The sequence below is a fragment of the Desulfurivibrio dismutans genome (assembly GCF_029210385.1).
Lineage (GTDB): Bacteria > Desulfobacterota > Desulfobulbia > Desulfobulbales > Desulfurivibrionaceae > Desulfurivibrio > Desulfurivibrio dismutans.
Map to the genome: position 1 here is coordinate 131,616 of NZ_JARGDQ010000004.1, position 13,857 is coordinate 145,472.

At 59.1% G+C, this 13,857-nt stretch carries 13 protein-coding genes; 5 read left to right on the forward strand and 8 right to left on the reverse strand.

Annotated elements, in window-relative coordinates; genetic code table 11:
* Nucleotides 1-38 precede the first annotated feature (38 nt).
* Complete coding sequence (gene resB / locus P0N66_RS05905; RefSeq protein ID WP_275803267.1) at nt 39-1,382, reverse strand: cytochrome c biogenesis protein ResB; 1,344 nt, start codon at nt 1,380-1,382, stop codon at nt 39-41.
* A gap of 274 nt (nt 1,383-1,656) precedes the next feature.
* On the opposite strand from resB, the gene rpmB reads away from it, so the two are divergent.
* Nucleotides 1,657-1,845 carry a 50S ribosomal protein L28 gene (rpmB, locus tag P0N66_RS05910; protein ID WP_275803269.1) on the forward strand — a complete coding sequence of 63 codons (189 nt, stop codon included), beginning with the start codon at nt 1,657-1,659 and terminating at the stop codon, nt 1,843-1,845.
* Nucleotides 1,846-1,865: 20 nt separating this feature from the next.
* Here rpmB and P0N66_RS05915 read toward each other — a convergent pair whose 3' ends face one another.
* The 4 genes from P0N66_RS05915 to P0N66_RS05930 all read right to left on the reverse strand — a co-directional run bounded on the left by P0N66_RS05915 (nt 1,866) and on the right by P0N66_RS05930 (nt 7,353).
* A complete protein-coding gene (locus tag P0N66_RS05915; protein WP_275803271.1) occupies nt 1,866-4,070 on the reverse strand; it encodes a RelA/SpoT family protein in 2,205 nt (734 codons plus the stop codon).
* Nucleotides 4,063-5,793, reverse strand: coding sequence for a proline--tRNA ligase (locus tag P0N66_RS05920; RefSeq protein ID WP_275803273.1), 1,731 nt, complete (start codon nt 5,791-5,793; stop codon nt 4,063-4,065). Before P0N66_RS05920 ends, P0N66_RS05915 begins: the two co-directional genes overlap by 8 nt.
* Before the next feature lie 134 nt (nt 5,794-5,927).
* On the reverse strand, nt 5,928-6,995 hold the full coding sequence (gene ispG / locus P0N66_RS05925) for a flavodoxin-dependent (E)-4-hydroxy-3-methylbut-2-enyl-diphosphate synthase (RefSeq protein WP_275803619.1): 1,068 nt from the start codon (nt 6,993-6,995) through the stop codon (nt 5,928-5,930).
* Between the two features lie 205 nt (nt 6,996-7,200).
* Complete coding sequence (locus P0N66_RS05930; protein ID WP_275803275.1) at nt 7,201-7,353, reverse strand: hypothetical protein; 153 nt, start codon at nt 7,351-7,353, stop codon at nt 7,201-7,203.
* Nucleotides 7,354-7,573: 220 nt separating this feature from the next.
* Between P0N66_RS05930 and P0N66_RS05935 the strand changes: the two genes are divergently transcribed.
* Together P0N66_RS05935 and P0N66_RS05940 are read left to right on the forward strand one after the other, a co-directional pair.
* The gene (locus P0N66_RS05935) at nt 7,574-7,762 is read left to right on the forward strand and encodes a hypothetical protein (protein WP_275803277.1); all 189 of its coding nucleotides are present in this window, start codon (nt 7,574-7,576) and stop codon (nt 7,760-7,762) included.
* Nucleotides 7,763-7,898: 136 nt separating this feature from the next.
* On the forward strand, nt 7,899-8,399 hold the full coding sequence (locus P0N66_RS05940) for a ferritin (protein ID WP_275803280.1): 501 nt from the start codon (nt 7,899-7,901) through the stop codon (nt 8,397-8,399).
* A 208-nt stretch (nt 8,400-8,607) separates the two neighbouring features.
* On the opposite strand, the gene katG is transcribed toward P0N66_RS05940, so the two are convergent.
* Both katG and P0N66_RS05950 read right to left on the reverse strand, forming a co-directional pair.
* Complete coding sequence (gene katG, locus P0N66_RS05945) at nt 8,608-10,803, reverse strand: catalase/peroxidase HPI (RefSeq protein ID WP_275803282.1); 2,196 nt, start codon at nt 10,801-10,803, stop codon at nt 8,608-8,610.
* Between the two features lie 140 nt (nt 10,804-10,943).
* A complete protein-coding gene (locus P0N66_RS05950) occupies nt 10,944-11,408 on the reverse strand; it encodes a Fur family transcriptional regulator (RefSeq protein WP_275803284.1) in 465 nt (154 codons plus the stop codon).
* Between the two features lie 319 nt (nt 11,409-11,727).
* Here P0N66_RS05950 and P0N66_RS05955 point away from each other — a divergent pair, with 319 nt between their 5' ends.
* The gene (locus P0N66_RS05955) at nt 11,728-11,925 is read left to right on the forward strand and encodes a DUF2065 domain-containing protein (protein WP_275803286.1); all 198 of its coding nucleotides are present in this window, start codon (nt 11,728-11,730) and stop codon (nt 11,923-11,925) included.
* 15 nt (nt 11,926-11,940) lie between these two features.
* Nucleotides 11,941-13,014: a tRNA preQ1(34) S-adenosylmethionine ribosyltransferase-isomerase QueA gene (gene queA, locus P0N66_RS05960; protein ID WP_275803288.1), complete on the forward strand. Its 1,074-nt coding sequence runs from the start codon at nt 11,941-11,943 to the stop codon at nt 13,012-13,014.
* 11 nt (nt 13,015-13,025) lie between these two features.
* Here the strand turns inward: queA and P0N66_RS05965 are convergent, their stop codons facing one another.
* A complete protein-coding gene (locus P0N66_RS05965; RefSeq protein WP_275803290.1) occupies nt 13,026-13,319 on the reverse strand; it encodes an FmdB family zinc ribbon protein in 294 nt (97 codons plus the stop codon).
* Between the last annotated feature and the right edge of the window lie 538 nt (nt 13,320-13,857).

Consider the following 13,857-nt stretch of genomic DNA (forward strand, 5'->3'; position numbering starts at 1 on the left):
CCGATTGTCCAAAGATGCGGTGCTCCTGCCCGTTGTTCTTAGTTAATGACCTGATCCTGGCGCAAACGCTGGGCCAGGGCGGCAAAACGTTGGTCGAAGGTTTCCTTGTTGCGGTTACTGCCGCCGCAGAGCAGCAACTTGGACCCGCCTTTCTCGTCTGGCCTTACGTAGGCCCATACACGACGGTGGGTAACCATGAAACAGGCGTAAAGCCCCAGAATCATCAGCCCGCAGCCGGCGTAGACAATCCAAACGCCGGGGTCGTTGGCCACCTGCAGGCCGGTGGCGTAACGCTGCTGAATGTAAAAGCTGTAGTTGGCCTCCGGCCGTTGCACGGTGACCGTCTGCTTATCACTCATGTTAAAGACCGAAGGTTCGGCTTCCTGGTCGGAAAACCAGATTTCGTACTCATGCACCCGGCCAACACGGTCGCTCATGGTGTTCATCACCCCGAAAGTGAGCCCCTCTTCCCGCCAGTTGATTTGCCGGCCGGGGCGGGCCATGGAGACCCTCTGCTGGCCGGTTTCCTCGTTGCGGACTTCGATCAGATATTCGCTCAAGGGCTGATAGCTGGACTGATAAAAGGTCAGACCCCGGTGTTTAAAGGGATGGTTGACCAGAATTGAGGTCCGGAAGGGTTCGTTAAGCTCAGGATCGCGGATCACCACGTCCGAGCGAAACTCCCGCACCATGCCTATGGGGTAGTATTTAATATCGAAGTTCTCCAGGTGCATTTCGAAACCCAGAGGGATGGGCTCACTGGTTTTCCGGTCGAACACATGGGCCACCGTTTCCCCCTCGGGGAACATGATGCTGGCTTTATAGCCGAAAACCGCCCCCACCAAGGCGCCGATGAAGATGACCAGGATGCCGGTGTGAACCATATAAGCGCCCAGACGCGACCAGGCCCCCTTTTGGGAAAAGAGCATCACCCCGTCTTCCTTGTCCCTCGACTGGGCTTTCCATCCGGCCTGGGCCAGTACGTTACTTACCTTGTCGGCCGCAGCGGCGGGGGAATCAGCCGATACGCTCAACTCCGCTTTCAGCGGCATTTTCTGCAGCCGTTCGGGGGTGGTGTTGAGATTGTCCAGCACCACCATCCGCCAGGCGTTGGGCAGCCGATCGATGCTGCACACAATAATGTTGACGGAAAAGACGATCAGCAGGGTGATGAACCACCAGGAATTGTACATGTTGGTGAAGTCCAGCACCTGGAAGAGCCGGGCCAGTTCCGGGCCGTATTCCTGAACATAGAATTCGTGGTTTTTTCCTTGCTGGATGAGCGTGCCAATGATTGAGGTGACGGCAAGGATGAAAATGACCGTAATGGCCAGCTTGACGGAGGCAAAAAAACGCCACACCTGGTTTTGTTCTTTAGTCATGGGAACCTGTAGGATGCAATTAGAAGTTGTGAAGGGAAGCTAAGCTCCGGTTAGCAATCAAAACGGAGTCTGATGGTTTGGCCGGTCGGAAACCACGGTTGTTAATGGCAGGGTTTTTACAATATTCATCGGCGTTGTGTCAACAGGAAAAGACGATGGTGGTAGTTGCCAACAAAATACTTGTCAAAAAAGGCCGAAGGGGTTATATGTCCGGGTCTTGTTCCTTGCGAGTCCGCCATTACTGATTACCCATAATAAATTGTGGAGTTTAGATATGTCCAAAGTATGTTCCGTTTGCGGCAAGAAACCGGAAGTAGGCAACAACGTCAGCCACGCTCACAACAAGTCCCGTCGTCGCTGGTTGCCCAACCTGCAGAGCGTTCGGGTGGCAGTTCCCGGCGGTAACACCCGCCGCACCCGCGTTTGCACCCGCTGTCTGCGTTCCGGTGCGGTGGCTAAATAAGCCGCGTCAGGCTGGAAAAGTTATTTGCGGTCGGCGTCGGTGATCCCCGCCAGTTGTCGGATATGCTGAAGGATGCGGTTCAAGTGATCGATGCCGTCCACTTCCAGAATCATGTTGAAACGGGCCTGGTCGCTGCTGGTGTTTACCTCCAGGTTGGCGATGTTGGCATCGTCGTTGCTGATGGTGCTGGAAAGAGCGGCCAGCAGCCCCTTGCGGTTTTCGCCCACCGCCTGAATTGAAGCCCGGAAAGGGGTCTTGCCGGCCCCGCTCCAGCGTACCCCGATCCTTCTCTCCGCTTCCCCTCCCAGCAGATTGGCACAGTTGCTTTTGTGCACCGTAATGCCGCGACCGGTGGTGATAAAGCCGATTATCTCGTCGCCAGGCACCGGCCGGCAGCAGTTGGCCAGCTTGGTGGGAATCCCGGTGGCTCCTTCCACGATAACCGCTTCCCCCCCGCCTCTGCTCTTTCGGCTCTGTCGCCGCTGAACCTGTTCCATCAGGGCGCTTTCTGCTTCTTCAGTGTCTTCATCCCGGCGTAGTTCTTCCGGTTGCAGTATGCGAGTAAGGGCGGTCATGCCGATCTTGCCGGAACCCACCTTGCGCAGCAGATCATCCAGGGAATTACATGATAAGCCTTTCAACAGTTCCTGCAAGTGGCCGGTCTTGATCAGCTTTTTTAAGCTGATATCGTGTTTGCGCAACTCCCGCTCGCAGATCTCCCGGCCCTTTTCCAGGTCGTGCTCCCGTTGCTCCTGGTTAAGCCACTGGCGGATGCGGTTGCGGGCCCGGCTGGTTTTGACAATGTGCAGCCAGTTGCGGCTGGGCTTCTGGTGGGGGGAGGTAATGATCTCCACCACGTCGCCGTTTTTCAGTGGCGTGCGCAAAGGGGCGATCTGGCCGTTGATCTTGGCGCCGCTGCAGCGGTTGCCCACCTCGGTGTGCACGCTGTAGGCGAAATCCAGCGGGGTGCTGCCTTTGGGAAGGCCCTTGACCTCGCCGTTGGGGGTAAGCACGTAGATATCATCCTCATACAGCTCGCCCTTCACCGTTTCCAGCAGCTCCTTGGGGTCTTCCAGTTCCTGGAGCATGGCCACCAGTTGCTTGAGCCACTTAAAAAGTTTGACGTCCTGGGGGCTGGCGGCCTGGCCTTCTTTGTAGGCCCAGTGGGCGGCAATGCCCTCGGCGGCGATGCGGTCCATGTCCTCGGTGCGGATCTGGATCTCCATGAAATCGCCGTTGGGACCGATCACCGAGGTGTGTACCGATTGGTAGCCGTTGGCCTTGGGGTGGCTGATGAAATCCTTGAAACGGCCGTCGATGGGTGGCCACAGGGAATGAATGACTCCCAGGGCCTGGTAGCAATCCTTGACGTCGCCGACGATGATCCGGAAGGCCACTTTGTCGTAAACTTTGTCGATGGTGATGTTTTGCACCAGCAGCTTCTTGTGAATGCTGTAGAGGTGCTTTGGGCGACCCAGGATGCGGAAGTTTGTCAGGCCGCTTTCCCTCAGATGGTGGGTCAGCAGCCCCTTAATCCGCTCCACGTAAGCTTCGCGGTCCGGCAGCGAGGTCTGGATCTTGGACATCAGGTACTGATAATCCTCGGGCTGCAGGTGGGCAAAGGCCAGATCCTCCAGCTCCCGCTTGATCCAGTCGATCCCCAGGCGTCCGGCCAACGGCGCGTAGAGATCCATGGTTTCCTGGGCGATCTCCCGGCGATGCTCCTGGTCGCTGATGTTGAGGGTTTGCATGTCGTGCAGGCGGTCGGCCAGGCGGACCAGCAGGACTCGGATGTCGGTGGCCATGGCCAGCAGCATCTTACGGATGTTTTCCGCCTGGTAGGCCAGGCGGTTGTTGAACTGCACGGCGGTGATTCGGGTGGCGCCGGCGACAATGCCGGCCACGTCCTCACCGTACTCCTCCCGCAGTTTAGCCTGACTGACGGGATGTTCCTTCTGCTTCAATATCCCGTGCAACAGCCCGGCGGTGAGGGTGGCGACATCCAGCCGCATGGCGGTGAGGATCTCGGTGACCGCCAGCACGTGCTCCAGGTAAGGCCGGCCGGAATAGCGGTGGCGCGAACTGTTATGCGCCCGTTTAGCCAGGGCGTAGGCCCGGCGCAAGGGGTCCAGATCCTCGTCGGGCATGTAGTTGGCGGCCTGGCGCAGGATATCGTCGATGCCGGCAAGCGGTGGTGATGAGGTCGGCGGCTTGGCTTTAGTCATGGTCGCTGGTTGTGGCTTTGTCGGCTGCTGCCACCATCTCCCGGATCACCGCCTCGGCGGCGGCGGGGGTGGCCTCGCTGGTCTGGCCGTCTGAACGGGTGCGGAGCTCCAGCAGGCCGTCGTTCTTGAAGCGCTTGCCCACCATCAGGCGGATGGGAATGCCGATCAGGTCGGCGTCCTTGAACTTGCTGCCGGGCCGCTCGTCGCGGTCATCCAGCAGCACCTCGATGCCGGCGGCGGTCAGCGCACGGTACAGCCGTTCGGCCTCGGCGGTGATTTCGGCGTCCTTGGGGGTAAGGTTAAGCAGGATCACCTGGAAGGGCGCGATGGGCAGCGGAAAGATCATGCCGTCCCGGTCGTGGCTCTGCTCGATGGCCGCCGCCACCGTGCGGCTGACCCCGATGCCGAAACAGCCCATGACAAAATGCCGGCTCTGCCCCTGGTCGTCCAGGAAGGTGGCGTTCAGGGCCTTGCTGTAGTTTTTTCCCAGCTTGAAGATGTGCCCCACCTCAATACCGCGGGTCAAGGCCAGCTTGCCGCCGCAGCGGGGGCAACGGTCGTCCTCGTTGACCATGCGGATATCGCCGGTATGCTGGGGGGTGAAATCGCGGCCGGAGTTGACGTTGACCAGGTGGCAGTCGGCCTCGTTGGCGCCGGTGACGAAGTTGACCAGGCCGGCCACCGCCTGGTCCATCACCAGGGGGATTTTCAGTCCCACCGGACCCAGGTAGCCCGCCGGCGCGCCGGCCAGTTGTGTCACCTTGCCGTCGTCCGCCAGTTCCACCTCCTGGGCGCCCAGCAGATTCTGCAGCTTCACCGGCTGCACCTCATGGTCGCCGCGCAGCAGGACGGCCACCGGCTGGCCGTCGGCCAGGTAGATCATGGTCTTGACCAGGTTTTCATGGGGAATCTGCAGAAACTCGCAGACCTCGCTGACGGTTTTGCGGCCCGGGGTGGCGATCTTTTCCGCTTCCTTGGGGGCCTCGCTGCGGCTGTCCTTTTCCGCTTGGGCGGTGGCCTTTTCCAGGTTGGCGGCGTAATCGCAGTGCTGGCAGATTACCACCACATCCTCGCCGGTGGCGGCCAGCACCATAAATTCGTGGGAGAAGCTGCCGCCGATGGTGCCGGTGTCGGCCTCCACCGCCCGGAAGGCCAGGCCGCAGCGGGTGAAGATGCGCTGGTAGGCGTCATGCATTTTCTGGTAGGTAACATCGGCTCCGGCCTCGTCCACGTCGAAGCTGTAGCCGTCCTTCATGATAAACTCCCGGCCCCGCATGAGGCCGAAGCGGGGCCGGATCTCATCGCGGAACTTGGTCTGGATCTGGTACAGGTTCACCGGCAACTGGCGGTAGGAGTGGATGTTTTTTCGCACCAGGTCGGTGATTACCTCCTCGTGGGTGGGCCCCAGGCAGCTCTCCCGCTGGTGGCGATCCTTGAAACGCAGCAGCTCCGGGCCGTACTTTTCCCAGCGGCCCGACTCTTCCCATAAATCGGCGGGCTGGACCATGGGCAGCAGCACCTCCTGGGCCCCGGCCCGGTTCATCTCCTCGCGGACAATTTGCTCCACCTTGCGGATGGCGGCCAGCCCCAGGGGCAGGTAGGAGTAAACCCCGGCGGTGAGCTTGCGGATCATCCCGCCCCGCAGCATCAGTTTATGGCTGATAACCTCGGCCTCGGCCGGATCTTCCTTGAGGGTGGGCAGCAGCAGTTGAGAAAAACGCATGTCGGTGATCCTTATTCATAGTTGATGTTCGTAATCGTTCAGCAGTGCCGCAGGTTCGGGCAAGCAGCTGGGCGCCGCGTACCCCGTGTACGTAAGCCCGGCTGATCGCCCGAAGATGCGGTGCTGCTGAACGATTACTGATGTTCCAAGGTCATTTTTTCGATCTCAGCCAGAAAAACCGCCAGCAGTTCCGCTTCCGGCACTTTCTTGAAAATTTTACCCTTTTTGAAGATAATTCCTACCCCGTGGCCGCCGGCCACCCCGATGTCGGCCTCCCGGGCCTCGCCGGGGCCGTTGACCACACAGCCCATGACGGCGATCTTGAGCGGTGTCTTGATCTTCTGAATATAACGCTCAACCTCCTCGGCCAGGCTAAACAGGTTGACCTGGCAGCGGCCGCAGGTGGGGCAGGAGATCAGCTCCGGGCCGCGGAAGCGCAGGTGCAGGCTGCGCAGCAGTTCGTAGGCCACCCGGATTTCCTCCACTGGGTCGCGGGTTAGAGAAATGCGAAAGGTGTCGCCGATCCCTTCGTAAAGCAAGATCCCCAGGGCGACGCTGGACTTGACGGTGCCGGCGATCAGCCCGCCGGCCTCGGTGACCCCCAGGTGCAGGGGGTAGTCGGAGACCGCGCTCAGTTGCCGGTAGGCCTCGACGGTGGTCAGGGCATCGGAGGATTTCAGGGAAATTTTGATTTCCTCAAAACCCAGCTTCTCCAGCTTTGCCACGTTGCGCCGGGCGCTTTCCACCAGGGCGGCGGGGGTGGGGTGGCCGTGGCGGGCCAGGATGTCCTTTTCCAGCGAACCGGCGTTGACCCCCACCCGGATCGCCACCCCATGGGCCTTGGCGGCGTCGGCCACCCGGGCCAGCTTCTCCTCGCCGCCAAGGTTGCCGGGGTTGATGCGAATACCCTGGGCGCCGTGCTCCATGGCGGCAATGGCCAGCCGGTGGTCAAAGTGGATGTCGGCGATCAGGGGGATGGTGATTTGCTCCCGGATCGCCTTGATGGCCGCCGCCGCCTCCAGGTCCAGCACCGCCACCCGGATGATCTCGCAGCCGGCCTCCTCCAGCCGCCCGATCTGGGCCACGGTGGCCGCCACATCCCGGGTATCGGTGTTGGTCATGGACTGCACGGCAATGGGCGCCCCACCGCCGATGGGCACCGGTCCCACTCGGATCTGTCTGGTATTTTTCCTGGCTTGCATAACCACGATATTATACAACCAAACCCGGAAAATGCACCCGTAAAGCCAGCGGCTCCCTCGTTGTGAGAATGCGGCCCTGCAGGAGGCCCGGGACTAGAGCCCCCATTGAACCACTTCCGAGAGGGAAGGGTGGATATGAATGGCGCTTCGTATCGCGTTTACCCCGGCGCCGCTGGCCATGGCAAACTTCTCGACGCCGGCCAGGTTATAGGCCAGGGTCATCGCCGACCTGCATCTTGTTGGGTGAGAGAAAGGCGGCTTCCCCTTTGTAGTAGCCCACCACATCCTGATCTTGCATCGATCTTTCCATGGCGGCGGCCTGTCGGGCCATATATTCGTTGGCGTTGCGGACGATCATATTTCCCCTGGTTGATTTCTTTCAGCTATAGATAAATTAAAGTTAAAAATCAGCCCGTCGCCGACAGATTTCCACATTTTGAACCGTCGTTCGGCATAAAATCAAGTAAAAAACCGTCCGTGCGGAAATACGGCTATTTAACGTGATGGTGGCGGCCGGGTGAAATTATACTTTTGTCTTTAAAGTTTTATGGGTAATAATTATTGTCAGGACCATTGTGGTGGACGCGCTGCTTGACCGGGGGGAGGGGGTGATTGCCCAAGTTTTACGATTGGTGATCGCCTATGAACAGGCAAACTGGCAAACAGCGGAGCAGATCGCCCGGTTGTTGCAGATTGATTTTGCCGCGCTGCCGACGCTTTTTGAGCGCTCATTAGATCTGCTGGAGGCCTTTGATCTTACCCTTTGAAAATGCTCTTTGTGTCCGGTTGCCCATTGCAGAAGGCACGGTTACAGGTTGATCTTTAAAAGAAAACAAAATAGGATGCTCAATCCATATAGTGGCTTATGCTACCATTTTTTTCCAAAACCAAAGAGGTTAAAAAATGTTCAGCCGGAAAATCGAGACCGCACTTAATCAGCAGGTAAATGCCGAACTTTACTCTTCTTACCTTTATCTTTCAATGTCTGCCTATTTCAGCGAAATAAACCTCGCTGGCTGTGCGCACTGGATGCGCCTTCAGGCCCAAGAAGAACTGAGTCATGCGCTCAAAATCTACGACTGCATCAATGAGCGGGGAGGGCGGGCAGAGTTGAGCGGGATTGAGGCGCCGCCGCAAAAATGGGAGTCTCCCACTGCCGTTTTTAAAGAGGTTTTGCTCCATGAACAAAAGGTGACCGGACTGATTAACCAATTGGTCGATTTGGCGATCAGTGAAAAGGATCACGCCACCAATAATTTTCTACAATGGTTCGTGGCCGAGCAGGTGGAGGAGGAGGCCAGCGCCAATGAAGTGTTGCAGAAGATGCAACTGGCGGCCAGGGAAGGCGGTCTGTTCATCCTCGATCAGGAGCTGGCCAAGCGAGTGCTGACCCCGGCGGCGTAGGGTGAAGGTCCGTCGGCCCGGGCTGGTTGTGGGCAATGTTGGTCGGGGTCGTCCGCCAATTGGGCGCCCACCAGGGCGCGAAGGGTTCTGCGGGCCAAAACTGATTTCTCCGTGATCGCTTACATCGTAAAAGCCCCTGCGTCCAGGCGAATCCTGATGCAGGGGCTTTGTCTTTACGGCCTTTCGGTTATGGGTACTGGTAGTACAATCAGGCCAGATCGAAGCGATCCAGGTTCATCACCTTGGTCCAGGTGGCAACGAAGTCGTGCACGAATTTTTCCTTGGCGTCATCCTGGGCGTAAACCTCGGCCAGGGCCCGGAGGCGAGAGTCGGCGCCGAAGATCAGGTCCACCCGGGTACCGGTCCATTTGAGCTCGCCGCTTTGGCGGTCGTGGCCCTCAAAGATTTCCCGGTTTTCCGTGGTGGGCTGCCAGACGGTGCCCATGTCCAGCAGGTTAACGAAGAAATCGTTGGTCAGTGTGCCGGGGCGGTTGGTGAACACGCCGTGCCTGGTATCCCGATAATTGGCGCCCAGTACCCGCAAGCCGCCCACCAGCACCGTCATCTCCGGGGCGCTCAAGGTCAGCAGTTGGGCGCGGTCCACCAGCATTTCTTCAGCCGCGATGGTGTAGGTCTGTTGCTGATAATTGCGGAAACCATCAGCCTCGGGTTCCATGACGGCAAATGATTTCAGGTCGGTCTGTTCTTGTGAAGCGTCAGTGCGGCCCGGAGTGAAGGGCACCTCCACCGCGTGGCCGGCGGCCTTGGCCGCCGCTTCCACCGCCGCGCCGCCAGCCAGGACCATGAGATCGGCCAGGGAGACCTTTTTGCCGTTGGCCTGGGCAGCGTTAAACTCCTGCTGGATGGTTTCCAGGGTAGCCAGCACTTTGGCCAGTTGTTCGGGCTGGTTGACCTCCCAGTCCTTTTGCGGCGCCAGGCGCAGGCGGGCGCCGTTGGCCCCGCCCCGCTTGTCCGAGCCCCGGAAGGTGGCGGCCGAGGCCCAAGCGGTGCTGATCAGTTCGGAACCGCTGAGGCCCGAGGCCAGCACCTTGGCCTTGAGTTGGGCGATATCGTCGGCGTCGATCAAAGGATGATCAACGGCCGGCAGCGGATCCTGCCAGATGAAATCCTCGGCCGGCACTTCCGGTCCCAGGTAGCGGGCCTTGGGGCCCATGTCGCGGTGGGTCAGTTTGAACCAGGCCTTGGCGAAGGAGTCGGCAAATTCCTCCGGATTTTTATGAAAGCGCTCAGAGATGGGCCGATAGATGGGGTCCATCCGCAACGACATGTCCGCCGTGGTCATGATGGTGGCGACTTTTTTAGCGGGATTATGGGCCGCCGGCGCCAGGCTTTTCTCATCGGGGTTGACCGGCGTCCACTGCCAGGCCCCGGCGGGGCTTTTGACCAGATCCCAGTCGTAACCAAACAGCATGTCGAAATAGCCCATGTCCCATTTGGTGGGCTCGGGGGTCCAGGCCCCTTCAATACCGCTGGTGATGGTGTCGTCGCCCTTGCCGCTGCCATAACTGCTGATCCAGCCCAGGCCCTGCTCTTCGAGGGGGGCAGCCTCGGGCTCCGGCCCCACCAGGGCGGCATCGCCGGCCCCGTGGCATTTACCGAAAGTGTGGCCGCCGGCGGTGAGTGCCACTGTCTCCTCGTCGTTCATCCCCATGCGGGCGAAGGTTTCCCGCACGTCGCGGCCGGAAGCAAGCACGGTGGGCTGGCCATTGGGGCCTTCCGGGTTGACGTAGATCAGCCCCATCTGTACCGCGGCCAGGGGGTTTTCCAGTTGGCGATCGCCGCTGTAGCGCTTATCTTCCAGCCATTCGGCCTCCGCCCCCCAGTAAATGTCCTCTTCCGGCTGCCAGATGTCCTCGCGGCCGCCGCCAAAACCCAGGGTCTTGAAGCCCATGGATTCCAGCGCGCAGTTGCCGGCTAAAATCAGCAGGTCGGCCCAGGATATCTTGTTGCCGTATTTTTGCTTGATGGGCCAGAGCAGGCGGCGGGCCTTGTCCAGGTTGGCGTTGTCCGGCCAGCTGTTGATGGGGGCGAAACGCTGGTTGCCGGTGCCACCGCCGCCTCGGCCGTCACCGGTCCGATAAGTACCGGCGCTGTGCCAGGCCATGCGGATAAACAGACCACCATAATGGCCGTAATCGGCCGGCCACCACTCTTGGGAGTCGGTCATCAGGGCGACCAGGTCTTTTTTCAGGGCTTCGTAATCGAGCTTGTTAAATTCCTCGGCGTATTTGAAATCGGGGCCCATGGGGTTGGAGGCTGGGGCGTGCTGGTGAAGGATACCCAGGTTAAGCTGATTGGGCCACCAGTCACGGTTGGTGGCACCACGGGTAACGGTGGCGCTGCCGGTCTTGCCCGTTACCGGGCATTTGGCTTGTTCGCTCATTGCGGTTCTCCTTGTTGAATTCGGGTTAATAATGATCAGGGAGATTTTTTCGTCTACGATCTGTCATGTTGTTTCTGCTTCTTTATACTATTTAGGAAATACTCCGAATAAGCAATAAAAAAAATGACCGGCCGGGTAAATTATTTCTTTTCGGCCTGCTCGTAGCACTGGCGGCAAATGCCGGTGATGACCACGTTTCTGGCCACGCTCTGCCCCCAGCGGTCCACTTCCGGGGGCCGGGGCAGGGTGTCAAACGCGTCCCAAATGAAATCTCTGATTTGGTGGCATTTCATGCAAATAAGATGATGGTGGGGGATCCCGCGATCCGCTTCGTAGCGCACCAGGCCCTCGGTGGTATCGACCCGGTTGATCATTCCGGCCTCTTCCAGAGTAGCCAGAGTCCGGTAGACGGTATCGATGGAAATGGTGGGAATATGCCGGCGCACCCGCTGAAAAATGGTCTCCACCGCAGGGTGGTCCCGGGAGGAGAGCAGCTCGCGATAAATGGTGAGCCGCTGATGGGTCATCTTCAAACCATTTTCCCGGCAGCGTTTTTCAAAATCGGCAAGCCGCCCCTGAATAATGTGCTGATCCGGTTCATGCATGGCAAAACACCTCAGTGTAAGTTTTTCCTGATGCTACCTGGCCTGCCTTCGAGCGTCAATAAACATCACGTTCTTATTTGTTGAGGCAGTAACTATCCAGCTCAACTCAGCAGATAACTATTCAGCCGTGCCCCATATTGCGGTAAGCAGGTCGGCGTAGCGTACATCAGGTACTCAAGCCGACCTGATCGCCGCAAGATGGGGTGCTGCTGGATAGTTACTTGGGGCATTAATTGCGTCCGGCCTGTGCTTCGGGTATAGTGCCGCCGCCTGAGTGAATTTTACCTTGAAATCCCATTGTTTGCCCGGAGTTCTGCCTATGGAATTGTTGCTTACCCTGGTCGGTTTGATCTTGATCGTTGAAGGATTGCCCTATGCGGCATTCCCCGAGTCCATGCAGCGCTGGCTGGCCCAGGTGCAGGAGCTGCCGCCGGCGGTTTTGCGCAACTTCGGTCTGGTGGCCCTGGGGCTGGGCTTTTTTCTTTGCTATCTGGCTCAGCGTACAAATTTTTTCTAGCTTGGGGAACCCGTCTTGGCCGCTTTTTCATTGGATGATTACGACTACCACCTGCCGACGGAGCTGATTGCCCAGCAGCCGGCCCCGCAGCGCGATGCCTCCCGCCTCTTGGTCTGCGACGGCGGGAATGGTTTTGTCTTGGCCGACCGGCGTTTTCCCGATCTGTTCGATTTGCTTTCCCCCGGTGATCTGCTGGTTTTTAACGATACCCGGGTTTTTCCCGCCCGTTTGCTGGGGCACAAGGAAAGCGGCGGCCGAGTGGAGTTGTTGCTGTTGGAGTATCCCGTGTGTCATGGGGTGGGAGGAAAGGAAAGCGAGGCCGTGGCCTGGGGGTTGTTGAAAAGCTCCAAAGGGGCCAGGCCAGGCACCTGGTTGTTGTTTGGCGATGACTGCCGGGTGCTGGTGGAGGAAAAGGGAGAGGGGGGCAAGGTGCGGGTGCGCCTGCAGCTGACCGCTCCTTTGGATGACTGCCTGGCCCGCTACGGCCGCATGCCCCTGCCGCCATACATCAAGCGGGAGGCCGACAGCGAAGAGGATCGTCGACGCTATCAGACGGTCTATGCCCAGGCCCCCGGGGCGGTGGCCGCGCCCACCGCCGGGCTGCACTTCACCGAGGAATTACTGGCAAAAATCAAGGCAAAGGGGGTAGGGCTGGCCCGCATCACTCTGCATGTGGGTTACGGCACCTTTGCCCCGGTGCGCAGCCAGGATATCCGCCGACATGAGATCCATGCCGAGGATTATTTGATCAGTGAGGAAAGCGCCGAATTGATCAATCAGGCCAAGGCCGCCGGCGGCCGGATCTGGGCGGTGGGTACCACCTCGGTGCGGACCCTGGAAGCCGCCGCCGCTGAAGATGGCCGGGTAACCCCGGGCAGCGGCAGTTGCCGTCTTTACATCTACCCGGGCTACTCTTTCAAAGTGGTGGATAACCTGCTCACCAACTTCCACCTGCCCCGCTCATCCCTGCTGTTTTTGGTCAGCGCCCTGGCCGGCCGGGAAAACATTCTCCGGGCCTACCGGCACGCCGTAGCCGCGCGTTACCGTTTCTTCAGCTACGGCGACGCCATGGCCATCATTAAAAAATAGGCCGGGTAACCTCAGCAGCCGCAGGTGGCGCCGCAGGCCGGGGTTGAGGTCGGGGCCTTTGAGGTCGAGGGGGAAGAAGCCGCCGCGCAGTCGCCGGCGGCGGCACAACTTTTACCTTTGCCGTTGCTGTTGGAATAACCGTCGGCGTACCATCCTCCGCCTTTGAGCTGGAAGCTGCTCTGGGAAATGATTTTGCTTAACACTCCGCCGCAGCTTTCGCAGGTGGTCAGTGGGGCATCGCTGATGCTTTGCCTGGTTTCGGTGATTTTTTGACAGGACTGACATTCGTACTCATAGATCGGCATGACAGCAATTCCTCAGCGGTTGCGATTTTTTTGTCTTTGGTGCATCCTGCCGATAAGCTGTGCGGGTGGCTGGCTTATACCGGCCGAGAAGGCCTTGCAATCTGCGGTTATCCGGTTCTCGGACCGGGCACGGGTTGGGCCAGGCCGACAATTTCAGGATGACCACGACAAAAAAATCAGTTAAGTAGTTACATTGGTTGGTTTCGGGAAATACAGGTAAAGCCGAAAATTGTCGGCGTCGTAAAAAGCGGCGCCACCGACTGGGCTCGCTTGGTAACTGACTGTTTTCGCGTTATCGGCCAACCAGTTTGGCGGGTTTTTGCGAGGCCATCAAAGTTGTGCCCCTTCGGCGCTCAACACTCTAATGCCGCCGGGGCAATATGTCAACGTAAGGGCGGTAAATTTGTCGGCGTTGCCGGTGCCGCGCCGCCTAATGGGCACGCACTGCAACTCATTGTTGCGGCGCTGCCGAGCAACACGTTTGGTGAGTTTTTGCGAGGCCATCAAATTTTTGCAGTTGGCGATCGTTGGAACATCG